Below are 25,670 nucleotides of genomic sequence, written 5' to 3'. Positions count from 1 at the left end.
CTGTGAAAGATCCAAAGGCGCGGACCGGGCCGCGCCTTTTTTCGTTCAGCGTGTCCTGGCGGATCGCTGAATCGCCATCTTGCGCCCGCTGTATTCGGCAAGCCCGATGCCGCCCAGCACGAGCACCAAAGCCAGTGCCTGATAGAGCTGGAACGTCTCGCCGACGATCAGCACTGACAGCAGCGTGCCGAAGATCGGCACCAGATTGATGAACAGGCCGGCGCGGTTGGCGCCGATCAGTTCGTTGCCCCTGATGTAGAAGATCTGCGAGATGACCGAGGCGCCGATCGCGGTATAGACGATGACGGCCCAGCCGCGCGCGTCAGGCACGATGACCCTGCCGGCGGCGACCTCCCACAGGAAGAACGGCAGCGAGGTGGCGAGGGCGGCAACCGACAGGGCCAGCATCAGGCTCTGCCAATGCATCACCGGCTTCAGCCGCAGCCCGACCGAATAGCCGCTGTAGAGAAACACGGCGACCAGCATGATGGCGTCGCCGAAATTGAGCTCCAGCGTCAACAGCCGGCGCGGATCGCCGTGGCAGGCGGTGAGGATCACGCCGGCGATGGTCAGCACGACACCGACAATTTGCGCCCAGTTCACACGTAGGCGGAAGAAGACGAAATTGGCTGTCATGATCAGGATCGGCATCGCCGCCTGTTCGATCGAGACGTTGATCGCTGTGGTGTAGTTGAGCGCCGTGTAGAAGATGGTGTTGAACAAGGCGAAGCCGCTGGCGCCCAGCGCTGCCAGCACGAGCCAGTGCTTGCGCACCACCGGCCAGTCCTTGCGTATTGTCTTCAAGCCTATCGGCAGCATGATCGACACGGCCAGCACCCAGCGCAGGAAGACGAGCGTCATTGGCGAGACGTGATCGACCGCCAGCTTGCCGGCCACCGAGTTGCCACCCCACAGCAAGGTGGTGAGCAGCAGGAATATGTAAGCGCTTCGATGCATCGCGGGATTCCGGCCACTATTGCATGTCGCCCAAAAGTGGGCAGCGGTTTTGGGACAACGACATGCATTGAAACAAAAAACTCAAAGCACGTCATGACGCGCTTTGAGGACAAGCCGCGGTGTTTGTCGGCCTATTGCCCCCGTGCGCCCAAGTAAATGATGTCGAAGCCGAAAATTGTTGTGCCTCAAGGTATTTTCGGCGGCAAAGAAAGGTCGCGCTCGCGAGGTCTTGACGTTATAGAGGCCTGTCGTTTCGAACCATATCCAAGCCGCTCGGCGGCGTCTCAAGGGAAAAGAAACATGGCCAATGTGGTGGTCGTCGGCTCGCAGTGGGGCGACGAAGGCAAGGGCAAGATCGTCGACTGGCTGTCGGAGCGCGCCGATGTCGTGGTGCGTTTCCAGGGCGGCCACAATGCCGGCCACACGCTGGTCGTCGATGGCAAGGTCTACAAATTGTCGTTGCTTCCGTCGGGCGTCGTGCGCCAGGGCAAGCTGTCCATCATCGGCAATGGCGTCGTTTTCGACCCGCACGCTTTTGTCGCGGAAGTGGCCAAGCTCAAGGCGCAAGGTGTCGAGGTTACGCCGGATCGCCTGAAAATAGCCGAAAACACAGCGCTTATCCTGTCCCTGCATCGGGAACTGGACGGATTCCGCGAGGACGCCGCCTCCAATTCCGGAACGAAGATTGGCACGACCCGTCGAGGCATCGGCCCCGCCTACGAGGACAAGGTGGGCCGGCGCGCGGTCAGGGTGATGGATTTGGCGGATTTGGAAACGCTGCCCTTGAAGGTCGACAGGCTGCTGACGCACCACAATGCGCTGCGTCGGGGGCTTGGCCATGCCGAAGTCACGCATGATGCGATCATGCAGGAATTGACTTCGGTTGCGCACGAGATCCTGCCCTATATGGACCGGGTCTGGAAAATCCTCGACGACAAGCGCCGCGCCGGCGAGCGCATCCTGTTCGAGGGCGCGCAAGGGACGCTGCTCGATATCGACCACGGCACCTATCCGTTCGTCACCTCGTCGAATACTGTCGCCGGCCAAGCGGCCGCAGGCTCCGGCGTTGGCCCGGGCGCCATCGGTTATGTGCTCGGCATCACCAAGGCCTATACGACGCGCGTCGGCGAAGGTCCGTTCCCGACCGAGCAGAAGAACGAGATCGGCGAATTCCTCGGCACGCGCGGTCATGAATTCGGTGTCGTCACCGGTCGCAAGCGCCGCTGCGGCTGGTTCGACGCGGTGCTGGTGCGCCAGGCTGTTGCCGTCAACGGCATCAAGGGCATCGCGCTGACCAAGCTCGACGTGCTCGACGGGCTGGACGAGATCAAGGTCTGCACCGGCTACCGGCTCGACGGCGAGATGATCGACTATCTGCCGGCCAGCCAGGGCGCACAGGCGCGTGTCGAGCCGGTCTACGAGACGCTCGAGGGCTGGAAAGGCACCACCGCCGGCGCGCGCAGCTGGAACGATCTGCCGGCCCAGGCCGTCAAATATGTCCGCTACATCGAGGAGCTCATCGGCGCCCCGGTCGCGCTCCTTTCCACCAGCCCGGAACGCGACGACACGATACTTGTGACCGATCCGTTTCAAGACTAGTTTCTCAGCCTTTCCGGGCATCGCGGCTGATTTGCGGGGGCCGGCGCGGAAACAAAATACAGGTCGACTGAAGCATGGCAGATTTCGTTTTTGTTCTGAAAAAAGCGATAGACGGTCTCGGCGATCAGTCGCCAGAGATGCGGGCGAAGGTCTATGACAAGGCCCGCTCTACGATCGCAGCGAAGATTGCCCAGCGCGATCCGCCGCTTTCGCCGGAGGATGTCGCCAAGCAGAAACGCGGTCTGGAAGACGCCATCGCGAGTGTCGAGCGGGACTATGCCAAGAGCGTGCCGGAGACCGACCCGCTCGCGGAACTGGAACACATCTTTTCCTCGATCGATCGCAACAAGAACCAGCCGAGCCATACACGGCAACCGGCGAAGGCGGAACCCGCCTTGCCGGCACCGCCCGCGGCCAAGCCTGAACCTTATCGACCGGCACCTCCACCTGCCGCCAAGGTCGAGCCAAGCTGGAAGCCCGCAGCCGCACCTTCCCAGCCGGCTCGCGCCGACGCGCCTCTTGCAGGCATGGACGCTGCAGGTATGGACGCCGACGAGGCGGACGACGGGGCCGATATCTTTTCCAGCAACGAAGAGCCGGTGTCCGACACCTTCCAGCGGCTACGTCCCGCGGAGCGCAAGCGCAGCTATGGTGGGCTGATCGCCGCCGTGGTTGCGCTGCTGGTCGTTGCCGGCGGCGGTTACGGCATCTGGCTGAACAAGGACGCTTTCGGCAAGATGCTCGGGCTTGGCGGCAACCAGGTCGCCAAGACCGAACCGGTGAAACCGGCACCCGCCAAGCCGGCAACCGATGCGGGGGCAACGCCGCCGGCGCCCGCGACCGGCGGCGGCACGGAAGCCGAAAGCACGAAATTCACCCAGCGGCTGACGCCGCAGGGCAGCGAAGTCGATCCCGGCCCGGCCGGTGGTCAAAGCGGCATCGGCGAAGGCGAATCGGTCGCCGCGCTGACCACGCCGCCCTCGGCGACCAACGCGCCGGCGATTTCCGCACCGGCCGCCGGCACGCCTGCCGCGGCCGCACCTGCCGCAACGCCGGCACCGGGCGCCGCGCCCGCGACGCCACCTGCCACCGGAGCTGCGCCGGCGGCGGCCGCCACCCCGCCAGCGCCGGCGAGTGCTGCGCCGGCGGCACCGGCAGCCGCGCCGACGGAAACCGCTCTGCCGGTTGGCCAGAAGGCGATCTTCTATGAAGAGCGCACCAGCACCGCACAGGGTTCTGCCGAGCCCGGCAACATCGTCTGGTCGCTGGTTCAGGAATCGCCCGGTGGCGACCTGCCGCCGGAGCCGGCGATCCGCGCCGAGGCCACCATTCCTGGCAAGGACATCCAGTTGCGCATGACCATCCGTCGCAACACCGACCAGACACTGCCGGCCAGCCATATCATCGAGATGATCTTTCTGACGCCCGACGGTTTTGAGGGCGGCGGTGTCGACAACATCCTGCGCGTCGCCATGAAAAGTTCGGAACAGGATGCCGGCAGCCCGCTGATCGGCATTCCGGCCAAGATCGCCGACGGTTTCTTCCTCGTCGCGCTCAACGACACCAAGGCCGACGAAGACGCCAACATGACCTTGCTTCGCGGCCAGGACTGGATCGACGTGCCGGTCGTCTACAAGACCGGACGGCGGGCATTGCTGACCATGGAAAAGGGCATTCCCGGCGAGAAGGTGTTCGACGAGGCGATCAAGGCCTGGCAGGCGAAAACGGCGGGCTGAGAAGGGCGCCGGCCCGGAGCCCCTTTGGTTTAGAAGCCTTGGAACAACATGTCGAGCGCAGCGACGATGTCGTCGTGGTGTCTGGAGAGATTTCCCTCGGCATCAGGCAATTCTGAGGCCATCAAGGCTGACATGAATTGTGTGACCATCACATGATTCCTGCCGTCGATTGCGAAGGTCGGGTTTAGACGGCGGCCCGGAACCGGGGCTATGTCGGGCGGCATCAACGGAATGACGACCCTCGTGGTCAGTCCCTCAAGAAGGTCGGACTGAACATCGAGAAGATAACCGCTACCTTCGGCATTTCGATAGAGATCGTAGCGTGCCATCAAAACAGCCGGTGTTTGGCCAATGGCAGCCCGTTGCGCCTGACATACTCATTGGAGCTTTGAATAGCTTCCTTGTTTTCTTCTTGCCAACGACGCGTCTTTTCCGCCGCAATCGCTTTTGCGATACCTGCCTCTGCGGCGCGGGAGATGTTGATGCCCAACGCCTTGGCGTCTTTGATCAGCTGAGAATCAATGGATGTGTTAACGGACTTTCGCTGAGGTTTTGGCGTCGATTGAAGCATAGAGACTGCCTCCTTTTATGCGCATAATGTAGGCGCATAAAAGCCCGCACGCAATCCTTCACCTCTCCATTTCCTCCCGCAGCATCTCCAGCTCCAGCCACTCTTCTTCAAGCGCGGCCAGCGTGGCGCGCTCCTTGTCGAGGGCGGCGATGGTTTTCTGGAAGGAGGCCGGGTCGCGCTCGTAATAGGCCGGATCGGCGATGTTGTTCTCCAACCGTGAGATCGAAGCCATCACAGCTTCGATTTTCTTGGGCAGGGATTCCAGCGCGAATTTCTGCTTGAACGACAGTTTCTTCGCCGGCCCCTTTGGCGCAGCAGCTTCACTTTTGGTCGTCATTGGCGCATCGCCGTTTTCGGCCTTCGCGCGCGCCCTGCGGTCGTCGAGCCGGGTGCCGCCGCGCTGCGCCAGCATGTCGGAGTAACCGCCGGCATATTCGATCCAGCGGCCGTCACCGTCCGGCGCGATCAGGCTGGTCACGGTGCGGTCGAGGAAATCACGGTCGTGGCTGACCAGGATGACCGTTCCGGCAAACCCGGCGACCAGTTCCTGCAGCAGTTCCAGCGTCTCCATGTCGAGATCGTTGGTCGGCTCATCGAGCACCAGAAGGTTTGCCGGCCGCGCCAGCACGCGCGCCAGCAGGAGGCGTGCCCGCTCGCCGCCGGACAACTCGCGCACCGGGGTGCGCGCCTGCTCCGGCTTGAACAGGAAATCCTTCATGTAGGAGACGACGTGGCGCTGCTCACCATTGATGACGAGGTTTTCGCCGCGACCGTCGGTGAGATACTGCGCCAGCGTCTCTTGCGGGTCGACCGCCTCGCGCTTCTGGTCGAGCGTGGCGATCTCCAGATTGGTGCCGAGCCGTATCGAGCCGGCGTCAGGCTTCATCTCGCCGGTCAGCATCTTCAACAGCGTCGTCTTGCCGGCGCCGTTCGGCCCGACCAGGCCGACGCGGTCGCCGCGCTGGATGCGGGTTGAAAACCCCTTGACCACGGTGAGATCGCCAAAGCTCTTCTCGATGTTCTTGGCCTCGATCACCAGCTTGCCGGATTCGGTAGCGTCGCTCGCCACCATGGTGGCCGACCCTTCGGCGCCGCGATGGCCGCGAAAACGCTGGCGCATGGTCTGCAGTTCGCCGAGCCGGCGCATGTTGCGCTTGCGCCGCGCCGTCACCCCGTAGCGCAGCCAGTGCTCCTCACGCACGATCTGGCGGCCGAGCTTGTGCTGCTCGCGCTCTTCTTCTTCCAGCACGAGGTCGCGCCATTCCTCGAAATGGCCAAAACCCTTGTCCAGCCTGCGGGTCTGGCCGCGATCGAGCCAGACGGTGGCGCGCGACACGCGCTCGAGAAAGCGGCGGTCGTGCGAGATGACGATCAGTGCCGAGGAGGTGCGGATGAGCTCCTCTTCCAGCCATTCGATCACCGACAGATCGAGATGATTGGTCGGCTCATCGAGCAGCAGGATGTCCGGCTCCGGCGCCATGACGCGGGCAAGGGCGGCGCGCCTTGCTTCGCCGCCCGAAAGATCGTTCGGACGCTCTTCGCCCGACAGACCGAGATGCTCCATCAGATAGCTGGCGCGGTAGGGATCGTCGGCGGGGCCAAGTCCGGCCTCGACATAGGCGCGGACACTGGCAAAACCCTCCATGTCGGGCATCTGGGGCAGATAGCGTACGGTCGCCGAAGGCTGGCGGAACACCTCGCCGTCCTGCGGCTCGATCAGGCCGGCGGCGATCTTCAGCAGCGTCGACTTGCCCGACCCGTTGCGGCCGACCAGTGCGATCTTGTCGCCGGCCGAAGCCGTCAAGGCGGCACCATCGAGCAGCGGCGTGCCGCCGAAGGTCAGCTTTATCCCGTCGAGGTTGAGAAGGGGCGGGGCCATGTCAGCTTTCAGGTAAGGGGTAGGGATGAGCGAGCAGCATCGCGCGGCCATGGTCCAGCGCGATTTCGAGGCGGCCCTTGACCTCGTTGGAAATGGTCAGCGACGAACCGAAGGCCACCTTGACGTGATCGAGCGGCCATTTGGCGCCGGTGACGGTCAGGCCGGCAAGCTCGGAAAAGCCGAGCACCGAAAACAGCGTGCCGTCGGCATAGTCGAAGCCAGCGGTTCCGTGCAGCAGGGGGACGCCTTCCTGGGCGCCGCTGGTCAGAAGCACATCCGTCCCGGCCTCGGCCAGCCGCAGGGCAAGCGCCAGATGCAGGAAAGCGTGGTCGGCGCGCTTGCCGCCGAAGGCGCCGGCGAGCACCAGTCTGGTCGCGCCGCGCTCGAGTGCGGCGGCGATGGCCAGCTCACCATCGGTCTGGTCTTTTTCCGTCGGGAAGGTCCGGCGCGGCACGGCAGCGAGATCGTCAGGCAGGTTGGCAGGCACCGAATCGAAATCACCCACCCACAGCTCCGGCACGAGACCCAGCAGCCGCGCATGGCCGATGCCGGCGTCGGCGGCGATGACGCGGGAGCCTTCGACCTGGCGGTCGAGCCGTGGCGTGCGGATGAGATCGCCGCCAAGCAGGATGGTGAATGTGCTCATATCGTGTGGCCCTTACCAGCCCGGCACGGGAAACGGAAGGCGGCAAACTCCCACTTGCGTGGGGGATCGGCCCGGCCTATGTGTCGAAACGCTCTAACGGGGTGCCGGACGCGATCTTCGCGGACCGGCTGAGAGGCAATCTCGCCAACCCGCTGAACCTGATCCGGTTTGTACCGGCGGAGGGATTAGACGTTTCGGACAGTCCGACGCCTCAATTCCTTTCAATTCGAACGAAGGAGGCGCCGATGCGCACGCTTTTATATTCTCTTGTCTCAGCAATGACCGTGGTCCTGTCCGGACCGGCCTTGGCCAAGGACAAGCTCACCGTCTACACCTATGAGAGTTTCACCGCCGACTGGGGTCCGGGTCCCGTGGTGAAGAAGGAATTCGAGGCCGAATGCGGCTGCGATGTCGAATTCGTCTCGGTCGCCGATGGCGTCGCGCTGCTCAACCGCGTCAAGCTCGAAGGCGCGTCGACCAAGGCCGATATCGTGCTTGGCCTCGACACCAATCTTACCGCCGATGCCAAGGCGTCAGGCCTGTTCGCACCGCATGGCGCGGTGACCGACGTCAATGTGCCGGGCGGTTGGAGCGACGACACTTTTGTCCCCTTTGATTACGGCTATTTCGCTGTCGTTTACGACACCGAGAAGCTGAAGACGCCGCCGAAGAGCCTGAAGGACTTGGTCGAAGGCAGTGCCGACGACAAGATCGTCATCCAGGATCCGCGCACCTCGACGCCCGGCCTCGGCCTGCTTCTGTGGGTCAAGTCGGTCTATGGCGACAAGGCGCCGGAGGCCTGGGCCAAGCTCAAGCCGAAGGTGCTGACGGTGACGCCGGGCTGGAGCGAGGCCTATGGCCTGTTCACGAAGGGCGAGGCGCCGATGGTGTTGTCCTACACGACGTCGCCGGCCTACCACATGGTCGCCGAGAACACCGAGCGCTATCAGGCGGCCTCCTTCGAGGAGGGCGAGTATCTGCAGATCGAGGTGGCGGGCATCACCACGACAGGGGCCAAGAATCCGCTGGCGGCAAAGTTCATGGCCTTCATGACCGGACCGAAATTCCAGGATGCCATCCCCGAGACCAACTGGATGTTCCCGGCAGGCAAGACCGACAAGCCGCTCAACCCGGCCTTTGACAAATTGGTCAAGCCAACCAAGACCTTGCTGTTCAGCCCGCAAGAGGTCGCCGCCAACCGCAAGGCCTGGGTGGATGAGTGGCTGGCGGTGATGAGCAAGTAGGCAGCGCGATGACGCCGGCGTATTCCACGGATTCCCGCGTCAGCGCCGGCATTGTCGCGCTCGCCGCAATCGCGCTGCTGATCGGCGGCGCGTTTGCTGGCCTGCTTTTCGAGGGCGCCCATGATTTCTCGGGCGCTTGGGCAGCCTTCGATCCCTATCTGTTGCGCGTCATTCGCTTCACGCTCTGGCAAGCGGCGCTGTCGACGCTGCTTTCCGTCGTGCCGGCGCTGTTCGTGGCGCGCGCTCTGTCGCGGCATCCACGCTTCTTTGGCCGCGCCTTCATCCTGCAGCTCTTCGCCGTACCATTGGCGCTGCCGGCCATCGTCGCGGCCCTCGGCATCCTGGCGCTTTATGGCCGCGCCGGCTATTTCGCCGGCGTGCTCGCCGTGATCGGCGGCGGAAGCTGGCCGGGGATCTATGGCCTGTCCGGCATTCTCGTCGCCCATGTCTTCTTCAATCTGCCGTTGGCGACGCGGCTGTTCCTCGAGGCGCTGCAAACGATTCCAGCCGACCAATGGCGGCTGGCGAGCCAGCTTGGCATGTCGGCGCGGCCGGCGTTCCGGCTGATCGAATGGCCGACGCTGCGTGCCGCCATGCCAGGAGTCGCCGGGCTGGTGTTCATGCTCTGCATCACATCCTTCACGATCGTGCTGATACTGGGCGGCGGGCCGGCCGCGACGACGCTGGAGGTCGGCATCTACCAGGCGCTTCGTTTCGATTTCGATCCCGCGCGCGCGGTGACGCTGACGCTGCTGCAGATCGCCTTAACCTTTATCGTGGTGCTGGCACTGACGCGGCTAGGCGCCAATGTGGTCGGCGATACTAACCTGCCGGTCGCGCAACGCCGCTATCTCTCAGTCAACGGGGCCGAGACCTGGCTGAACGCAATGCTCATCGTCTTGGCGTTGCTGTTCGTCGTCGGGCCGATGGCGGCGACGGTGACGGCCGGGTTGGGCGCCGATCTCGGCCGGCTGGCCGGTGAGGCCACCGTCCGGCAGGCGACGCTGACCAGCATGGTGCTGGCCTTCCTGTCGGCGCTGCTTTCGGTGACGCTGTCGCTGGCACTGACCATGGCGCGGCGGGCCCTAGCGCTGAACCGCCGGGCTGGCCGCAAGACAATGCTCGAGCATGCCACCGATACTGGGGCCGGCTTTGTCCTGGTCGTGCCGCCGATCGTCGTTGGCGCCGGCTGGTTCCTGTTGCTGCGCCATGTCGGCGATGTCTTCGCCATTGCCCCGATCATGGTCGTCACCGTCAATGCGGTGATGGCGATGCCGTTCGCCCTGCGCGCCATCCGTCCCGCCTATGATGCGGCGAGCGAGCGTCACGAACGGCTCTGTGCACAGCTCGGCATTGCTGGCTGGAACCGGCTGATGCTGGTCGACTGGCCGTCGCTGCGGCGGCCGCTCGCCACGGCCTTCGCCTTCGCCATGGCGCTGTCGCTCGGCGATCTCGGCGTCATTGCCTTGTTCGGCAGTGATTCCGTGCAGACATTGCCCTACCTTCTCCTGGCGCGGATGGGCAGCTACCGCACCGAGGACGCCGCCGGCCTGGCATTGCTGCTCGGCCTCGTCTGCCTCGCGTTGATCGTGGCGGCGCACTGGCTGGGAAAGGAGAAGGTCCGGGATGCCTGAGGGGGTGGCCAGCGGGCTTGAAAAGGGCGCACCGGTGCGGCTGGACAAGGTGTCGTTCAGTTATGGTAGTCATGGCAGCTATGGCGAAGCGCCGCTTGTCTTCGACGTCGATTTCGCCACGGCAAGGATCAACGCCATCATGGGGCCGAGCGGTTCGGGCAAGTCGACGCTGCTCAATCTGGTCGCCGGCTTCGAGACCCCGCAGTCGGGCCGCGTGCTGATCGGTGGGGTCGATGTCAGCGCCGAACCGGCCTCGGTGCGGTCCGTGTCGATGGTGTTCCAGGAGAACAATCTCTTCGCGCATCTTTCCGTCGAGCAGAATGTCGGGCTCGGCCGATCGCCATCCTTGCGGCTGACCGAGGCAGACCGCGCCGCGATCGCCGAGGCGCTTGCTCGCACCGGTCTTGCCGGCAAGGAACGACGCCTGCCGCGCGAGCTCTCCGGGGGGGAACGCCAGCGCGTTGCACTGGCCCGGGTGCTGGTGCGCGACCGGCCGGTGCTGCTGCTCGACGAACCCTTCGCCTCGCTCGGACCCGCTTTGCGCGACGACATGCTCGATCTGGTCGCCGCCGTTCATGCCGAGCGGGGCATGACGGTGCTGTTCGTCACCCATCAGCCCGAAGACGCCCGCCGTATCGGCGAGCACATGGTGTTTCTGGACAATGGGTTGGTTGCCGCAACCGGCAAGGCGGATGATTTCTTTGCCGGGGCTGGCCCGGAAGCGTTCCGGCGCTATATCGGCGCAGGTGCCGGGGGTGCCGTATCACGAGATGTTGCCCGGAAGCGGACATAATTTACGGTCAAACCGGTTCCGGGCGATGTGGCGCTTGCTTGCCATGACTGGAGGAGTGTGGCTAGGTCCGCCCTACTGGTCCGGCACAGGACGTGATTTGCCTGCAGTATCCGCCGCCCGCCCCTGGGGGACGTGCAACGGATACTGCAGCAGTTTGAGATATGGCGCATGACACATTCCGAAGATCGCCCCCGATTTTCGTGATCATGCGCCGGGACCCGAAAGGAAGCCGTTCTGGCGATCGGCGCTAATACACTAGGAATGAAACCGCTGGCGCGCTTTCTTGCGCTGGCCGGCTTTGCCGTGGCGCTGGCGAGTTGCCAGATGTTCACGCCGCCGGCGGTTCAGGAATCCGGCTTCCAGCCATCCGACAAGCCGATCACCGTCGACAATGTCGGCGCCAACAACAAGCTCGCCGAATTGGCCAAGGCGCAGCATCCGCGCATCCTGGCGACCTATGGCGGCGAATATTCCGATCCCAAGCTGGAGCGCATGGTTGCCAAGGTGGTCGGCAATCTGACCGTGGTCTCGGCCAATCCGACGCAGACCTATCGCATCACCATCCTGAATTCGCCCAACGTCAACGCCTTCGCGCTGCCGGGCGGCTATCTCTACATCACGCGCGGCCTGTTGGCGCTGGCCAATGATTCGGCAGAGCTTGCCGCGGTCATCGCGCATGAGATGGGCCACGTCACCGCCAATCACGGCCTGCAGCGCCAGCAGCTCGAGGCCGAAGAAGGCCTGGCGACCAAGGTGGTTTCCGATGTGCTCGGCGACAGCCCGACCGCCAAAGCAGCGCTGATCCGCGGCAAGCTGAGGCTGGCACAATTCTCGCGCAACCAGGAGCTGGAAGCCGACGCCATCGGCATCAAGTCGATCGGTGAAGCCGGCTACGATCCTTTCGCCGCCGGCCGCTTTCTGCAGTCGATGTCGGCCTACACCGATTTCCGTTCGATCAGCGGCGCCACCGATGCCAGCCTCGACTTCCTGGCCACGCACCCCAACACGCCGCAGCGCATCGATCTGGCGCAGCGCCATGCCCGCCAGTTTGGCGCGCCAGGCTTCGGCACGCGCGACCGCGATTCCTTTCTCGCCGGCATAGACGGCCTGCTCTATGGCGACACACCCGAGGAAGGCTATGTGCGCGGCGAAACCTTCCTGCATCCGGGTCTTGGCGTGTCCTTCTCGGTGCCGCAGGGCTTCATCATCGACAATTCGGCGGCGGCAGTGACGGCAACCGGTCCCGGTGACATGGCGATCCGCTTCGACGGCGTCTCGATCGACAAGAACCGCGCGCTCACCGACTATATCCGCAGTGGTTGGGTGGCCGGTCTCGACGACAGCACCGTCAAGCAGGAAACCATCAACGGCAATGAGGCGGCGACCGCGCATGCCGGCGCTGAAGGCTGGCAGTTCGACATCGCCGTGATCCGCGCCGGCGGCCAGGTCTACCGGCTGCTGACCGCTGCCCCTTCGGCCAGCACCTCGCTGGACACCGTGGCGCGTTCGGTCAGCGGCTCGTTCCGGATCCTCAGCGCTGCCGAAAAGGCGGCTTTGAAGCCGCTGCATATCCGCGTCGTCACCGTTCAGCCGGGGCAGACGATGGGCTCGCTTTCGGCGCAGATGGTTGGCGTCGACCGCAAGCTCGATTTGTTCCGCGTGCTCAATGCGCTGTCGCCGGGCGCCGCGGTTTCGGCCGGCGACAAGGTCAAGATCGTCACCGACAAATAAGCTCGTCGCGAGTTGCCGGATGTCTGACACCGTCGTCCTTGCTTCAGCAGATCGGGGGCGTCAGGAGATCAGGCGGCCGTCGCCATGAACTCCGGGTTCTGCTTCACCAACGCCACCTTGAGCTTTTCCATGGCGCGCGCCTCGATCTGGCGGACACGTTCCTTGGAAATGCCGAGCGTCTCGCCGAGCGCTTCGAGTGTCGCGCCCTCGTCGTTCAGCCGGCGTTCTTCGATGATCCTCAGCTCACGCGCGTTGAGCGCGCGAAGCGCTTCCCTCAGCCAGAGCGAGCGGCGCGCGACATCGATTTTGTCGCCGACGATCTCGTCGGGCAAGGGATCGTCCGAGACAAGGAAGTCCATCCGCTCAGTCGAACCCGCATCGTCGGCAATCGGCATGTTGAGCGAGGAGTCGGGTGCCGACAGCCGCGAATCCATCATCGCCACATCGGCTTCGGAGACGCCGAGTGCCTCCGACACTTCGCGATAGAGCGTTGCGTTGGACAGCGGCTCGGCGCCATTCGCCAGCCGCGCGCGCAGGCGTCGCAGGTTGAAGAACAGCGCCTTCTGCGCCGAGCTGGTGCCACCGCGCACGATCGACCAGTTGCGCAGGATGTAGTCCTGCATCGAGGCGCGGATCCACCACGTCGCATAGGTCGAGAACCGCACCTCGCGCTCGGGCTCGAAGCGGGCGGCGGCTTCAAGCAGGCCGACATGACCCTCCTGGATCAGATCGCCAAGCGGCAAGCCGTAATGGCGGAATTTGGAGGCCATGGAAATGACCAGCCGCATATGGGCGACGGTGATGCTGTGCAGCGCGTTCTGGTCGTTGTCCTCTTTCCAGAGCAATGCCAGCCGATGCTCCTCGTCACGTTCGAGGTAGGGGGCCCTCATTGCCGCGCGGACCATGATCCGTCCTGCCGTGTCTTCCATCATGAGGCGCTCCCTGGGCGATGCGGATGACTTTGCAAACTTGGCTGGCGCCCGGGTTGAAATGGCGGCGTCGTGCCCTAGAACAGCCAGAACGTGCCATGCAGGGGAATGGTTCCCTGGCCGGCGCCGCGCCTGACGCGCTGTCCAGACGGCTTGCGGGATGGTCTGGAATGGCGCCGACTCTCGTCGAAAAAGCAGAATCTTGAGTATCCGATTTCAAGAGCGGTTTGTTTTTGAAATTTCATTCCTTATTTTCTTGCCTTGCATCTGCCAGTTTCCAGCGCTCACAACATGCCGGATATCCGGCCAAGGACGGGATCACAGAAAAATGAAATGGCTCAAGTCGCTCATCATCGCCGGAACGCTGCAGGCTCTGGCTGTCACCGCAGGCCATGCCGGCGCCAATCTCGACCAGATCAAGCAGGCCGGGGCCATCAAGATCGGCACGGAAGGCACCTATGCGCCATTCACCTATCATGACACTTCCGGCGCGCTGGTGGGCTTCGACGTCGAAATCGCCAAGGCGATCGCCGACAAGCTCGGCGTCAAGGCCGAGTTCCTCGAAGGCAAGTGGGACGGGTTGATCGCCGGTCTCGACGCCAATCGCTATGACGCCGTCATCAACGAAGTCGGCATCACTGACGCCCGCAAAGCCAAGTACGACTTCTCCGATCCCTACATTGCCTCCAAGGCAGTGCTGATCGTGCGCGGTGACAACACCGACATCAAGAGCTTCGCCGATCTCAAGGGCAAGAAGTCTGCGCAGTCGCTGACCTCGAATTTCGGCAAGCTGGCCGAAACGAACGGCGCCGAGCTGGTCGGCACAGATGGCTTCGACCAGTCGATCCAGCTGCTTCTGACAGGCCGTGCCGATGCCACCATCAATGACAGCCTGTCGTTCCTCGACTTCAAGAAGCACAAGCCCGACGCCAATGTGAAGATCGCCGCACAAGAGGAAAACGCCGACTATTCCGGCGTCATCGTGCGCAAGGGCGATCCGGAGCTGGTCGCGGCGATCAACAAGGCGCTGGCCGACATCAAGGCCGACGGCACCTACAAGAAGATCGCCGACACCTATTTCGGCCAGGACGTTTCGAAGTAATCTAATGAGGTGGGCTGGTCTCCGGCCACGAGAGATATCGAGCGGCGAGCCGTCTTTGACGGCCCGCCGCTTTTGTCGTGATATGGCTGACGCATTCGCGTCTTGACCAACTGCCTCGACCAATTTGGAGGGTCTTACGTGCCGCACTGGCTGCAACTGATGCTGGAGTCGCTGCCTTCGCTCCTGTGGGCGGCGCTGATCTTCACCGTGCCGCTGACGCTGTTGTCCTTCGCTCTTGGCTTGACGGTCGGCCTGGGTGCAGCACTTGCCCGGCTGTTCGGGCCGAAGCCGCTGGTCGCGCTTGTGCGCTTCTATGTCTGGATCTTCCGCGGCACGCCACTTTTGGTGCAGCTGTTCCTGATCTTCTATGGCCTGCCGTCGGTCGGCATCCTGCTCGACGCCTTCACGGCGGCGTTGATCGGCTTCACGCTCAACATCGGCGCCTACACGTCGGAAATCATCCGCGCGGCAATAGGCTCGGTGCCGAAAGGCCAGTGGGAAGCCGCCTATTCGATAGGCATGACCTGGAGCCAGGCGATGCGGCGCACCATCCTGCCGCAGGCCGGCCGGGTCGCGGTGCCGCCGCTTTCCAACACCTTCATCTCGCTGGTCAAGGACACCTCGCTGGCCGCCGCCATCACCGTGCCGGAGATGTTCCAGGCGGCGCAGCGCATCGTCGCCACCACCTATGAGCCGCTGATCCTCTATGTCGAGGCGGCGATCCTCTATCTGGCGTTGAGTTCGGTGCTGTCGGCCTTGCAGACGCGGCTGGAGACCCGGCTCAATCGCTATGGCGGCTTCCTGGAGGCACGCTCATGATCGGCCTTACCAAAATCGAGAAGCGCTTTGGCGACAATCTCGTGCTGAAGGGTGTGACGGTCACCATTGCCGAAGGCAACGTCACGGCGCTTGTCGGCCCTTCGGGCGGCGGAAAAAGCACCCTACTGCGCTGCATCAACCTCCTGGAGATCCCGACCTCGGGCAGGGTGCGTATCGGCGACGAGACGCTCGAATTCCACCCTGGCGGCAGGGTTCCGGCCAGGGATATCCAGCGCCTGCGCCTGCAGACCGGCATGGTGTTCCAGAACTTCCAGCTGTTTCCGCATCGCACCGCGATCGAAAATGTCATGGAAGGGCTGGTGACGGTGCTGAAATGGCCGCCTGAGAGGGCCCGCGAGCGGGCGCTGGCTTTGCTGGAGAAGGTGGGCATGGCGCACAAGGCCGATGCCTGGCCGGCGACGCTGTCCGGCGGCCAGCAGCAGCGCGTGGCGATCGCCCGCGCCCTGGCGCCGTCACCGAAAGTGCTGCTTTGCGACGAACCGACCTCGGCGCTCGACCCGGAACTGGCGCAAGAGGTGGTCGACGTGCTCGGCAAGCTGGCCAGCGAAGGCACGACCATGGTGATGGCGACACATGATCTGCGGCTCGCCTCCAAGATCGCCCAGGAAGTGGTGTTCCTGGACGCCGGCGTCATCGTCGAGAAGGGGCCGGCCGCGGTGCTGTTCAACAACCCTGAGCAGCAACGGACCAAGCGCTTCATTGCGACGCTGAAGCAGGAGGCCATGAGGGAAGGTGGCGGCGAGGTGTAAGCGCTGCCTTCGGTTGAGCGTCACGCCAGAAAGCAAAAAACCCGGCGCGAGGCCGGGTTTTTCATGAATTCAAAGGCGAAAAAGCTCAGGCAGCTTCTTCCTGCTCGGCTTCCTCATTGTCGGCCTTGGCGCCACGCTTAGGGCCCTTGTTGAGGTTGACCTCGATCAGGCGCACGGCTTCGGTTTCCGACATGCGGTTGACGGCCGCGATCTCGCGGGCCATGCGGTCGAGCGCCGCCTCGTAGAGCTGACGCTCGGAATAGGACTGCTCCGGCTGGTTGTCGGCGCGGTAGAGGTCGCGCACAACTTCCGAGATCGAGATCAGGTCGCCCGAATTGATCTTCGCATCATATTCCTGGGCGCGGCGCGACCACATGGTGCGCTTGACGCGGGCGCGGCCCTGCACGACCTTCAGCGCGCGCTCGACATAATCCTCTTCCGACAGTTTGCGCATGCCGATGGAGGTCGCCTTGGCGACCGGCACCTTCAGGCGCATCTTGTCCTTCGAGAAGTCGATGACGAACAGTTCCAGCTTGTGTCCAGCAACTTCCTGCTCGTCGATCGAGACGATCTGGCCGACGCCATGCGCCGGATAGACGATGTATTCGCCGGTCTTGAAACCGTGACGCGCAGCGGTGGACTTCTTCTGCGGGGTGATCGTTGCCATTACGCCCTGAACTCCTTGTTGTGGTACCGGCGTCCTGCCGGCCCGAACTCGCGCGATCGGGGAAACCGATCGTTAGCCGCACAACAGATGAACCCATCGGAAAAGCCGGACCGGCAAACGCAATATTGCGGCCGCCTGGCCCAGATCGCTCTGGTCCGGAATGGGATTTTCACCTTTCAGTGATTTGGGGCGTCTGCGCCATAAATCGACGTTGTGTCACCGGCATGTTTGGCTGATGTAACACAAAAAGTCGGAAGAATCAAGGTTTTGCTGCATACGCGAAGGCCACGGGTCGGCGCCAGCTGTCAAGCCGGTTAATGTGACCTGCCTCTTACCTTGCGTAATACCGGCCTTTGCGGCCGTGTTGTCAATCGCCCTCGCCGGGCTCTGCCGAGAAGTATTTCTCGAACTTACCGGCCTCGCCGTCGAAGGATTTGGCGTCTGCCGGCGGTTCCTTCTTGGCGGTGATGTTGGGCCATTTCTCGGCGTATTCGGTGTTGACCTGCAGCCATTTGTCGAGGCCCGGCTCGGTGTCGGGCTTGATTGCGTCGGCCGGGCATTCCGGCTCGCAAACGCCGCAGTCGATGCACTCGTCGGGATGGATGACGAGCATGTTCTCGCCTTCGTAGAAACAGTCGACCGGACAGACCTCGATGCAGTCCATGTATTTGCATTTGATGCAATTGTCGGTCACGACATAGGTCATCGGTCGGCTCCGGGACGTCCCATTTTTGTTGGGCTTTTTCCGTCAGGTAACGCCTTTATCGACCGCTTGCAAGGGTAGCCATTGCGGGCGGTGCCGGTGTTTCCGGAATGGAATTCCAGACGGCAGCGCCGGCGGAAGTCAGTCATGTCCCGCAGAACGTCTTGTTTGCCGGGCTCAGTTCTTGCCTTAGGCGTATCGCTGTCGCAAAACCGCTGCGTACGCTAGGCATCAATCTTCGCCGAGCAGTCGGTCGGTCTGGCGGCGTTCCTTCTTGGTCGGGCGGCCGCTACCGGCCTCACGCAGCCCCGGAATTGCATCAGGAGGGGCTTCGCCCTTCGGTGCGGGCGGTGGCGAGATATCCTCGTAGAGCGTGCGGGCCTCCTCGGCCGGGCCGCGTCGTGCACCGGCGCCGAGCACCTTCCAGATGAAAATGCGCCGCTCAAGCGTGATGGTCAGCACGTCGCCTGGCTTGACCTGATCGGAGGCCTGCGCTGCTTTGTCGCGATTGATGCGGACCCGGCCGGCGATGACCAACTTTGCCGCCAGCGAGCGTGATTTCACGGCGCGCGAGAAGAACAGCCATTTGTCGATACGCTGGCGGCCTTCAGCAACCATCGAAGCGCCTAGAGCATGATGCCGAAAAGTGCGAAGCGGTTTTCGGACGACATCATGCTCCATCTCTTAGTTTAGAGGCGGAATCAGATTTCAGGTCGATTCGACCTGAAATCATCCGGCTCTGGCCTACTTCTTCAGCTGGTCGCGCAACGCGGCGAGCTTGGCGAAGGGCGAATCCGGATCGAAGCGCACCGGGCGCTCCTCGCGTGGCTTCGGCTGGAAGGCGGGCTTGCCGCCTTGCGGACCACCCTTGCCATCCGGCCTGCCGCCCTTCCAGTCGGGCCGGCCTTCGCGGCGGTCGGGACGCTCGCCTTGCGGCCGGCCATCACGCCGCTGTTCGCCTTCGGCCTGCGGCTTGGGTTTGAACTTCGAGCGGTCGAAGCGCGGCTTACCGGCTCCATCGCGCCGTCCTTCATGGGCCGGACGTTCTCCGGGTGCAGCTGCGGCCGGTGCGCCGGCGGCATCCGCAGGCGCATCACTTCGGCCGCGCGCTTGTCCGTTGCGCGGGCGATTGTTCCTGCGGTTGTCGTCGCGGTTGCGCGGGCGCTGTTCGAACCGCCCCTGACGCCACAACAGGATGGGTTTTGGCGCTTCGGCTTCCGGAGCGGGTTCGCCGACGGCTGCTTCAGCCACCGCAGTAGGTTCGTCCGGGACCGCGTCCGTCGCGGGCGCGGCATCCAACACCAGCTCGGCCGGTGCGGCTTCTTCTGCCGCCGCGGCTCCAATCTGGCCAGTCTCAGCCTCTGCCTGCGGTTCAACCGGCGCCGGTTCAGCGGCTTCGGCAGCAGTCTCGGCTACCGGCGCTTCGTCTTGCACGGCTTCGACCGGAGCGTCCGCCTGTTCTTCCACGGCAGGCACAGCAGGTTCGGCCGCAGCGTCCGCGACGATCTCGGCCGCCGTTTCCGAAACGGCCACTGTGTCCGATGCCGGCTCCGACCCTTCGATTGCTGCCTCTGCCGCGGCATCAGTTGCCGTGGCTTCGGCCGCTTTGGCCTGCTCGGCTCGTGCAGCCTCTTCCGCCGCCAGCTTCGCCACCGCCGCTTCGCGCGCGGCATTGTCCTGCGCTTCGAGCCGCGCCTTGACCTCGACGGCCGGCTTCGGCTCGGAACGGTAGCCAAGACCTTTGAGGATTTCTTCCATGTCGTCGGCTGTAGCGCCGAGGATCGACATCATTGGCGGCGTCACCATGAAGGATTGGCCGTCATAGGCGCCATCCGGGCGCTGGCCGAGGCCGGGCTTCCAGTTGGTCGCCGGGCGGATCAGGTCGGCCAGCCGTTCCAGAATGTCGATGCGCACGGCGCGGCGGCCGAGATTGCGGTAGCCGGCCAGCTTGTAGAAGGTCTTGTCGAAGGCCGGGTCGATGACCACAGAGGTGCGACCCGAGGCGAGCGCATGGACCACGTCGCCAAAGCCTGGCTTGTCCTTGCCGTCGTTCTTCAGCGCCCACAGCAGCGTCACCAGCCCCGCAGGCGCCGGCTTGATCAGCGCCGGCACGAAGACATGGTAGGCGCCGAAGCGCACGCCAAGTCGGCGAAGCGCGGCGCGGCCTTCCTGGTCGAGCGACTTCATCTCCTCGGCGATGTCGCGGCGGTTGATGAGACCGAAATTCTCGACCAGCTGAAAGGCGATGCCACGGCCGATGCCGGAAATCTGGTCGGCGTTCTTCAGGTCGACCAGCGGCTTCAGCAGCGACTCGATCTGGAAATTGACGAAACGCTCGGCACGCGCGGCGACCTTGTCGCGCGCCGGGCCGGTCAGCTGTTCGTCGGCGAGCAGCACTAGGCGCGGCTTCAACGCGTCTTCGCCCGAGACCAGCGTACCGATCGGCGCGCCGATCCAGCGCAGCGTGCCGTCCGAGCCAAGCGCGATGTCGCCATTGGCCGAGGCGCCGAAGCGTTCGGCGCGTGCCTCGAATTCGGCGGCCAGCGCCTTCTGGGCAGCGCTGCGCACCGCCTTGGCGTCTTCGCCGCCGGCGGTCTGATCAGCGGTGAAGCGGAACCCTTGCAACTCGCCGACATGGTGGCCTTCGACAAGGACGGTTCCGGTAGGACTAATTTCGGCTTCAGGCATGGTATTTTCTCTAAGGCGCCGCATGAGGACGGAAGTCCTGCGGTCTACGAAGCGTTTCGTCAACCGCTCATGCAGCGCATCCGACAATCTGTCTTCGATTTCGCGCGTCTTTTCCTGCCAGTGTGCCTGATCGGCCAGCCAGCCGGGCCGGTTCGACACGAATGTCCAGGTGCGGATCTGGGCAATGCGATGCGACAGCGTGTCAATATCGCCCTCCGTTGTGTCGGCGCGGCGCACCTGCTCGGCCATGTAATTCTCGTCGACATGGCCGTGGCGTGCGAGGTCCGTGTAGATGGAGGCAATGAGGTCGGCATGCTGGGCCGGTGCGATCTTGCGGTAGTCGGGCAGCGCGCAGGCTTCCCACAGCAGCGCCACCCGTTTGGCATTGGTGGCGAGTGCGCGGATGTCCTCGTCGCGCGACAGATGCTCGAGTGCCTGCGCGTCGACGGCAGGCAATGCCCGCGTCAGGCCCTCGACCGGGGCGTTGGTTTCAATCGAGCGCTTCAGCGCATCGAGGCTAGCAAAGTCGAAATGCGCGGTGCGCCACTGCAGCACCTTCACCGGATCGAAATCATGGCCTTCGATCTTCTTGATCAGCTCCTCGTCCAGGGGGTCGACCTGACCGGTGACGCCGAAGGTACCGTCGCGCAGATGCCGGCCGGCACGGCCGGCGATCTGGCCAAGCTCGGCCGCCGTCAGGTTGCGATACTGGAAGCCATCGAACTTGCGGTTCTGGGCGAAGGCGACGTGGTCGAGATCGAGGTTGAGGCCCATGCCGATGGCGTCGGTGGCAATGAGATAGTCGACATCGCCGGACTGGAATAGTGCCACCTGGGCGTTGCGGGTGCGCGGCGAGAGCGCGCCGAGCACGACGGCGGCACCGCCTTGCTGGCGGCGGATGAGTTCCGCGATGGCGTAGACCTCGTCGGCGGAGAAGGCGACGATCGCCGTGCGCCGCGGCAGGCGTGTCAGCTTCTTCGAACCGGCATAGGCAAGATGCGACAGCCTTGGCCGCGTCACCACCGAGACCCCCCTCAGCAGGCGCTGCAAGATGCCGTGCATGGTGGCCGCACCCAGCAGCAGCGTCTCCTGGCGGCCGCGCAAATGCAGGATGCGGTCTGTAAAGATGTGGCCGCGCTCAAGGTCGCCGGCAAGCTGCACCTCGTCGATGGCGACGAAGGCGGCGTCGGTCTCGCGCGGCATGGCTTCGACGGTGCAGACCGAATATCTGGCGTCCGGCGGCTGGATCTTTTCCTCGCCGGTGATCAGCGCGACCTTGTGGGCGCCGACCTTTTCGCAGACACGGGCGTAGACTTCACGCGCCAGCAGCCTGAGCGGCAGGCCGATGATGCCGCTCTCATGCGCCACCATGCGCTCGATGGCGAGATGGGTCTTGCCGGTGTTGGTCGGCCCAAGCACGGCGGTCACGTCGCGGCCCGACAGGATCAGCGGCTCGGTGTGTTTGGGCTGGATGTTCATCGACCTAGAATAAGGCTTCTGGGACCTGGAAATAAGGCTTTCTGGCCTCTGGTTGTCGGGAGCGTGCCTCAAGTGGCGCGTATGACAGGCGACACATAGGGATTTCGGGCGCGAAGCGAAAGCGGAATGTTCCGCCAGCGGCCAGAAGGTGTTTTTGTCAAGCTCACAATCGGCTGCGGATTAACAGATAGAACGAGTCTGGAACGAATCAGCGACGAATCAGTGACTCCTGCAGATTCAGCTTTTGTTCACGGCTACATGTGGATTTTGCGACCGCGAGTCGCACCACATGCTGAATCGCTGAACTGGCCCGTTTGATGCTAAGAGGGCGTTGTCGTTAACCTTTGCCGATGAACGATCATATTGGCTTGGCGCACCTCGGCCAAGATTATGAAATTGTTGATCTTTCTTAATCGACGTTAAGGAACTGGCTGGCGATTCCGGCTGTCGTCGTTAACGTTCCGCTCAAAGCCGGAACGAATCGGCGACGAATCAGCGATGCCGGAATTTTCTTGGTTTGTTCACCCCAATATCTTGTGTTGTGAACAGCTTATCCACCGAGAATCCACAGCTTGCGAAGCAGCTTTCGCACAGGGCAGCGGGTGGCTGTTAACCTCTGCGTGCCGGATTGGGTCAGCTGCCGTCGCGAGCACGTCAAAGGGATCATGCCGGCAACGAAAAACGGGCCAGTGTGCCGGCCCGTCGATCTCTCCACCTAAATCGCCACGTCGTCAGGCGAAGTATTGGCCGCCATTGGCTGTGATGGTCGAGCCGGTGATGAAGCCGGCATCTTCGGATGCGAGGAAGACGACGCAGCGCGCGATTTCTTCGGGCTCGCCGAGGCGGCCGACGGGGATCTGCGGAATGATACGCTCGTTGAGCACCTTCTCGTCGATCGCCTTGACCATCTCGGTGGCGATGTAGCCGGGGCAGATGACGTTGACGGTGATGCCCGCGCGCGCGCCCTCCTGAGCGAGAGCTTTGCTGAAACCGATGTCGCCGGCCTTGGCGGCGGAATAGTTGACCTGGCCGGCCTGGCCCTTCTGGCCGTTGATCGAGGAGATGGTGATGACGCGGCCGAACTTGCGGTCGCGCATGCCGCCCCACAGCGGATGCGTCATGTTGAAGACGCCGGACAGGTTGGTGTCGATGACCTCTTTCCACTGTTCACGCGTGATCTTGTGGAACATGGCGTCACGGGTGATGCCGGCATTGTTGACCAGCACCGAGACCGGGCCGAGATCGGCCTCGACCTGCTTGATGCCGGCGGCGCAGGCGTCATAGTCGGCGACGGACCATTTGTAGACCGGAATGCCGGTCTCGGCCTTGAATTTCGCCGCCGCTTCGTCATTGCCGGCATAGTTCGCGGCAACCGAATAGCCGACGGTCTTCAATGCGATCGAGATCGCCGCGCCGATACCGCGCGATCCGCCTGTGACGATTGCTACCTTGGTCATGCATTTCCCCTTTTTTGATATCGCCCTGTTGTCGGGCTTGGCAGGCACTGGATACAGAACGGGCGGCTCGCGCCGCCCGGGTTAGTGGCTTTCTTCAGAATGCTTCGACGCACATGGCGACGCCCATGCCGCCGCCGATGCATAGGGTGGCGAGGCCTTTCTTGGCGCCGCGACGGCGCATTTCGAAGACCAGCGTGTTGAAGACGCGGGCGCCCGACGCGCCGATCGGGTGGCCGATGGCAATGGCGCCGCCATTGACGTTGACGATCGAGGGATCCCAGCCCATGTCCTTATTGACGGCGCAGGCCTGGGCGGCAAAGGCTTCGTTGGCCTCGATCAGGTCGAGATCGCCGACCGACCAGCCGGCCTTTTCCAATGCCTTGCGCGAGGCGGGAATAGGTCCGGTGCCCATGATCTGCGGATCGACGCCGGCGGTTGCCCAGGACACGATGCGCGCCAGCGGGGTGATGCCGCGCCTCACCGCTTCCGCTTCGCTCATCAGCAGCGCGCCAGCGGCGCCGTCATTGATGCCGGAGGCATTGGCGGCGGTCACCGTGCCGTCCTTGTCGAAAGCCGGCTTCAGCTTGGTCATGGCGTCGATCGTGGCGCCGTGGCGGATGTATTCGTCCTGGTCGACGATGGTGTCGCCCTTCTTGCTCTTGATGGTGACGGCGACGATCTCGTCCTTGAACTTGCCGGCCTTCTGCGCGGCCTCCGCCTTGTTCTGCGAGGCGAGCGCAAACTGGTCCTGGTCTTCGCGGGTGATCTGGAACTGACGTGCGACGTTTTCGGCGGTGTTGCCCATGTGATAGCCGTTGAAGGCATCCCACAGCCCGTCCTTGATCATGGTGTCGATCAGCTTGAAGTCGCCCATCTTGACACCGGCGCGCAGGTGCTGGGCATGCGTCGAAAGCGACATCGATTCCTGGCCGCCGGCGATGATCACCTTGGCATCGCCGGTGGCGATCTGCTGCATGCCGAGCGCAATGGCGCGCAGGCCCGAGCCGCAAACCTGATTGAGGCCCCAGGCGGTGGTTTCCTTGGGCAGGCCGGCATTGATCGATGCTTGGCGGGCCGGGTTCTGACCCTGAGCGGCAGTCAGCACCTGACCGAGGATGACCTCGTCGACCTCACCTGGTTCGACACCGGCACGCGACAGCAATTCCCTGATGACGATGGCACCGAGCTCATGCGCCGGGGTGGCGGCGAAGGCGCCGTTGAAGGAACCGACCGGCGTGCGCGCTGCACTGGCAATGACGATGGAAGCGGACATTTTCTTCTCCAGACTTCAAAGGTGTTGTTCTGTCGTTGAGGACTTTTCTTGCCCTTTCCCAACCCCAAGTCAAACCGGAAATAGGCATGGCGCCCATGCGCGGCAAGCAGGTCGCGCCTTGCCGTGGCGGCCATTCGTCCATTGCTGCGCAGCATATTTTGCCCGCTATGCAGCATTTAGTGATCCCGCACTGCACAAACTGCTTGGAATTGTGAGGCTTTTGCGCATATCCTCAAAAAAGGCACAATCGTTATCGGCGGCTTACTCAGAGGCGCGCCGGTGTCCCTGGGAGGATGTAGATGGCCGCTAAAGACGATCCGATCATCATCAAGAAATACGCCAATCGCCGCCTCTACAACACCGGCACCAGCACCTATGTGACGCTCGAGGACCTCGCCGAGATGGTCAAGAAGGGCGAGGAGTTCACCGTCCAGGACGCCAAGACCGGCGACGACATCACGCATCCGGTGCTGACACAGATCATCTTCGAACTGGAGAACAAGGATGGGCAGAACATGCTGCCGATCCCGTTCCTGCGCCAGCTCATCGCCTATTACGGCGACCAGATGCAGATGATCGTGCCGAGCTTCCTCGAACAGTCGATGCTCGCCTTCTCCAAGGAGCAGGAGCGCTTTCGCGAGCAGATGAAGGGTGCGATCGGCAAATCGCCGCTCGACATGATGAAGATCACCACGCCGATCAAGGCGCTGGAGGAGCAGACACGCCGCAATATGGAAATGTTCCAGAATGCGATGCGGCTGTTCACGCCGTTCCCGCCCGCTGGCTCCGCGCCAGCGGCTGCGCCAACGCCCGAGCCGGCCAGGAAGGAAACGCAAGAAAAACCTGACGACCTTCAGGAGTTGAAGGATCAGATCGCGGCCATGCAGCGCAAGCTCGACACGATGTCGTGAGAATTACGGATCGAAAGATCCGATCGCAACGGCCCATCGGATTGCTGCGCCCTCTATCTGTTTGTTTGAGCATGATCGCTGG

At 63.4% G+C, this 25,670-nt stretch carries 22 protein-coding genes and 1 riboswitch; of the genes, 10 read left to right on the top strand and 12 right to left on the bottom strand.

The features are described 5' to 3' along the window. Positions 1-45: 45 nt before the first annotated feature. Positions 46-957, bottom strand: coding sequence for a DMT family transporter (locus EJ076_RS34670; RefSeq protein WP_126070882.1), 912 nt, complete (start codon positions 955-957; stop codon positions 46-48). 300 nt (positions 958-1,257) lie between these two features. Here EJ076_RS34670 and EJ076_RS34665 point away from each other — a divergent pair, with 300 nt between their 5' ends. Both EJ076_RS34665 and EJ076_RS34660 read left to right on the top strand, forming a co-directional pair. After that, a complete protein-coding gene (locus tag EJ076_RS34665; RefSeq protein WP_126070881.1) occupies positions 1,258-2,556 on the top strand; it encodes an adenylosuccinate synthase in 1,299 nt (432 codons plus the stop codon). A gap of 74 nt (positions 2,557-2,630) precedes the next feature. Continuing rightward, positions 2,631-4,292: a hypothetical protein gene (locus EJ076_RS34660; RefSeq protein WP_126070880.1), complete on the top strand. Its 1,662-nt coding sequence runs from the start codon at positions 2,631-2,633 to the stop codon at positions 4,290-4,292. A gap of 29 nt (positions 4,293-4,321) precedes the next feature. Here the strand turns inward: EJ076_RS34660 and EJ076_RS34655 are convergent, their stop codons facing one another. Genes EJ076_RS34655 through EJ076_RS34640 form a run of 4 tightly spaced genes read right to left on the bottom strand, consistent with a single transcriptional unit; the run spans position 4,322 to position 7,388 of the window. Next, the gene (locus EJ076_RS34655) at positions 4,322-4,621 is read right to left on the bottom strand and encodes a CcdB family protein (protein ID WP_126070879.1); all 300 of its coding nucleotides are present in this window, start codon (positions 4,619-4,621) and stop codon (positions 4,322-4,324) included. Continuing rightward, positions 4,621-4,863, bottom strand: coding sequence for a type II toxin-antitoxin system CcdA family antitoxin (locus tag EJ076_RS34650; RefSeq protein WP_109664821.1), 243 nt, complete (start codon positions 4,861-4,863; stop codon positions 4,621-4,623). The genes EJ076_RS34655 and EJ076_RS34650 overlap by 1 nt, the downstream gene beginning before the upstream one ends. A gap of 58 nt (positions 4,864-4,921) precedes the next feature. Beyond that, a complete protein-coding gene (locus EJ076_RS34645; RefSeq protein WP_126070878.1) occupies positions 4,922-6,742 on the bottom strand; it encodes an ABC-F family ATP-binding cassette domain-containing protein in 1,821 nt (606 codons plus the stop codon). Between the two features lies 1 nt (position 6,743). Continuing rightward, the gene (locus EJ076_RS34640) at positions 6,744-7,388 is read right to left on the bottom strand and encodes a thiamine diphosphokinase (RefSeq protein ID WP_126070877.1); all 645 of its coding nucleotides are present in this window, start codon (positions 7,386-7,388) and stop codon (positions 6,744-6,746) included. 87 nt (positions 7,389-7,475) lie between these two features. After that, positions 7,476-7,590, top strand: a riboswitch (TPP riboswitch). 43 nt (positions 7,591-7,633) lie between these two features. Here EJ076_RS34640 and thiB point away from each other — a divergent pair. From thiB to EJ076_RS34620, 4 genes are all read left to right on the top strand, one after another. Further along, on the top strand, positions 7,634-8,632 hold the full coding sequence (thiB, locus tag EJ076_RS34635) for a thiamine ABC transporter substrate binding subunit (RefSeq protein ID WP_126070876.1): 999 nt from the start codon (positions 7,634-7,636) through the stop codon (positions 8,630-8,632). Positions 8,633-8,640: 8 nt separating this feature from the next. Next, positions 8,641-10,266, top strand: coding sequence for a thiamine/thiamine pyrophosphate ABC transporter permease (gene thiP, locus EJ076_RS34630; RefSeq protein WP_126070875.1), 1,626 nt, complete (start codon positions 8,641-8,643; stop codon positions 10,264-10,266). Further along, positions 10,259-11,059 carry an ATP-binding cassette domain-containing protein gene (locus tag EJ076_RS34625; RefSeq protein WP_126070874.1) on the top strand — a complete coding sequence of 267 codons (801 nt, stop codon included), beginning with the start codon at positions 10,259-10,261 and terminating at the stop codon, positions 11,057-11,059. Before thiP ends, EJ076_RS34625 begins: the two co-directional genes overlap by 8 nt. Before the next feature lie 261 nt (positions 11,060-11,320). After that, the gene (locus tag EJ076_RS34620; RefSeq protein WP_126070873.1) at positions 11,321-12,790 is read left to right on the top strand and encodes a M48 family metalloprotease; all 1,470 of its coding nucleotides are present in this window, start codon (positions 11,321-11,323) and stop codon (positions 12,788-12,790) included. Between the two features lie 68 nt (positions 12,791-12,858). On the opposite strand, the gene EJ076_RS34615 is transcribed toward EJ076_RS34620, so the two are convergent. Beyond that, positions 12,859-13,722 (bottom strand): RNA polymerase factor sigma-32, encoded by an 864-nt coding sequence (locus tag EJ076_RS34615; protein WP_109664843.1) that lies wholly within the window; start codon positions 13,720-13,722, stop codon positions 12,859-12,861. A gap of 325 nt (positions 13,723-14,047) precedes the next feature. Here EJ076_RS34615 and EJ076_RS34610 point away from each other — a divergent pair, with 325 nt between their 5' ends. From EJ076_RS34610 to EJ076_RS34600, 3 genes are all read left to right on the top strand, one after another. Further along, positions 14,048-14,821 (top strand): amino acid ABC transporter substrate-binding protein, encoded by a 774-nt coding sequence (locus tag EJ076_RS34610; protein ID WP_109664846.1) that lies wholly within the window; start codon positions 14,048-14,050, stop codon positions 14,819-14,821. A 138-nt stretch (positions 14,822-14,959) separates the two neighbouring features. Then, a complete protein-coding gene (locus tag EJ076_RS34605) occupies positions 14,960-15,640 on the top strand; it encodes an amino acid ABC transporter permease (RefSeq protein WP_109664849.1) in 681 nt (226 codons plus the stop codon). Continuing rightward, complete coding sequence (locus EJ076_RS34600; RefSeq protein ID WP_126070872.1) at positions 15,637-16,410, top strand: amino acid ABC transporter ATP-binding protein; 774 nt, start codon at positions 15,637-15,639, stop codon at positions 16,408-16,410. Before EJ076_RS34605 ends, EJ076_RS34600 begins: the two co-directional genes overlap by 4 nt. A gap of 85 nt (positions 16,411-16,495) precedes the next feature. Here the strand turns inward: EJ076_RS34600 and EJ076_RS34595 are convergent, their stop codons facing one another. The 6 genes from EJ076_RS34595 to EJ076_RS34570 all read right to left on the bottom strand — a co-directional run bounded on the left by EJ076_RS34595 (position 16,496) and on the right by EJ076_RS34570 (position 24,677). Then, positions 16,496-17,077 carry a CarD family transcriptional regulator gene (locus EJ076_RS34595; protein WP_013529179.1) on the bottom strand — a complete coding sequence of 194 codons (582 nt, stop codon included), beginning with the start codon at positions 17,075-17,077 and terminating at the stop codon, positions 16,496-16,498. A 367-nt stretch (positions 17,078-17,444) separates the two neighbouring features. Continuing rightward, positions 17,445-17,783: a ferredoxin FdxA gene (gene fdxA, locus EJ076_RS34590; protein WP_013529180.1), complete on the bottom strand. Its 339-nt coding sequence runs from the start codon at positions 17,781-17,783 to the stop codon at positions 17,445-17,447. Between the two features lie 228 nt (positions 17,784-18,011). Further along, on the bottom strand, positions 18,012-18,398 hold the full coding sequence (locus EJ076_RS34585) for an RNA-binding S4 domain-containing protein (protein WP_126070871.1): 387 nt from the start codon (positions 18,396-18,398) through the stop codon (positions 18,012-18,014). Between the two features lie 126 nt (positions 18,399-18,524). Beyond that, positions 18,525-21,947 (bottom strand): helicase-related protein, encoded by a 3,423-nt coding sequence (locus tag EJ076_RS34580; RefSeq protein ID WP_126070870.1) that lies wholly within the window; start codon positions 21,945-21,947, stop codon positions 18,525-18,527. 731 nt (positions 21,948-22,678) lie between these two features. Next, entirely contained in the window at positions 22,679-23,404 is a 726-nt protein-coding gene (phbB, locus tag EJ076_RS34575; protein WP_109664861.1) for an acetoacetyl-CoA reductase, read from the bottom strand. Positions 23,405-23,498: 94 nt separating this feature from the next. Continuing rightward, a complete protein-coding gene (locus EJ076_RS34570; RefSeq protein WP_126070869.1) occupies positions 23,499-24,677 on the bottom strand; it encodes an acetyl-CoA C-acetyltransferase in 1,179 nt (392 codons plus the stop codon). A gap of 299 nt (positions 24,678-24,976) precedes the next feature. Here EJ076_RS34570 and phaR point away from each other — a divergent pair, with 299 nt between their 5' ends. Then, entirely contained in the window at positions 24,977-25,588 is a 612-nt protein-coding gene (gene phaR, locus EJ076_RS34565; RefSeq protein ID WP_126070868.1) for a polyhydroxyalkanoate synthesis repressor PhaR, read from the top strand. Positions 25,589-25,670 lie beyond the last annotated feature (82 nt).

Source organism: Mesorhizobium sp. M7D.F.Ca.US.005.01.1.1 (assembly GCF_003952545.1).
In the GTDB taxonomy this organism is placed as follows: domain Bacteria; phylum Pseudomonadota; class Alphaproteobacteria; order Rhizobiales; family Rhizobiaceae; genus Mesorhizobium; species Mesorhizobium loti.
Note: the sequence above shows the minus strand (reverse complement) of the source record. Positions and strands in the feature narration are given on the sequence as shown.

Bases quoted from the DNA above. Each gene is read 5' to 3' on its own strand.
- EJ076_RS34615 (WP_109664843.1), bottom strand. From the start codon at position 13,722: ATGATGGAAGACACGGCAGGACGGATCATGGTCCGCGCGGCAATGAGG.
- EJ076_RS34620 (WP_126070873.1), top strand. From the start codon at position 11,321: ATGAAACCGCTGGCGCGCTTTCTTGCGCTGGCCGGCTTTGCCGTGGCG.
- EJ076_RS34660 (WP_126070880.1), top strand. From the start codon at position 2,631: ATGGCAGATTTCGTTTTTGTTCTGAAAAAAGCGATAGACGGTCTCGGC.
- phaR (WP_126070868.1), top strand. From the start codon at position 24,977: ATGGCCGCTAAAGACGATCCGATCATCATCAAGAAATACGCCAATCGC.
- fdxA (WP_013529180.1), bottom strand. From the start codon at position 17,783: ATGACCTATGTCGTGACCGACAATTGCATCAAATGCAAATACATGGAC.
- EJ076_RS34625 (WP_126070874.1), top strand. From the start codon at position 10,259: ATGCCTGAGGGGGTGGCCAGCGGGCTTGAAAAGGGCGCACCGGTGCGG.
- EJ076_RS34580 (WP_126070870.1), bottom strand. From the start codon at position 21,947: ATGAACATCCAGCCCAAACACACCGAGCCGCTGATCCTGTCGGGCCGC.
- EJ076_RS34655 (WP_126070879.1), bottom strand. From the start codon at position 4,621: ATGGCACGCTACGATCTCTATCGAAATGCCGAAGGTAGCGGTTATCTT.
- thiP (WP_126070875.1), top strand. From the start codon at position 8,641: ATGACGCCGGCGTATTCCACGGATTCCCGCGTCAGCGCCGGCATTGTC.
- EJ076_RS34645 (WP_126070878.1), bottom strand. From the start codon at position 6,742: ATGGCCCCGCCCCTTCTCAACCTCGACGGGATAAAGCTGACCTTCGGC.
- EJ076_RS34640 (WP_126070877.1), bottom strand. From the start codon at position 7,388: ATGAGCACATTCACCATCCTGCTTGGCGGCGATCTCATCCGCACGCCA.
- phbB (WP_109664861.1), bottom strand. From the start codon at position 23,404: ATGACCAAGGTAGCAATCGTCACAGGCGGATCGCGCGGTATCGGCGCG.
- EJ076_RS34610 (WP_109664846.1), top strand. From the start codon at position 14,048: ATGAAATGGCTCAAGTCGCTCATCATCGCCGGAACGCTGCAGGCTCTG.
- EJ076_RS34585 (WP_126070871.1), bottom strand. From the start codon at position 18,398: ATGGTTGCTGAAGGCCGCCAGCGTATCGACAAATGGCTGTTCTTCTCG.
- EJ076_RS34570 (WP_126070869.1), bottom strand. From the start codon at position 24,677: ATGTCCGCTTCCATCGTCATTGCCAGTGCAGCGCGCACGCCGGTCGGT.
- EJ076_RS34600 (WP_126070872.1), top strand. From the start codon at position 15,637: ATGATCGGCCTTACCAAAATCGAGAAGCGCTTTGGCGACAATCTCGTG.
- EJ076_RS34650 (WP_109664821.1), bottom strand. From the start codon at position 4,863: ATGCTTCAATCGACGCCAAAACCTCAGCGAAAGTCCGTTAACACATCC.
- thiB (WP_126070876.1), top strand. From the start codon at position 7,634: ATGCGCACGCTTTTATATTCTCTTGTCTCAGCAATGACCGTGGTCCTG.
- EJ076_RS34670 (WP_126070882.1), bottom strand. From the start codon at position 957: ATGCATCGAAGCGCTTACATATTCCTGCTGCTCACCACCTTGCTGTGG.
- EJ076_RS34595 (WP_013529179.1), bottom strand. From the start codon at position 17,077: ATGGCAACGATCACCCCGCAGAAGAAGTCCACCGCTGCGCGTCACGGT.
- EJ076_RS34665 (WP_126070881.1), top strand. From the start codon at position 1,258: ATGGCCAATGTGGTGGTCGTCGGCTCGCAGTGGGGCGACGAAGGCAAG.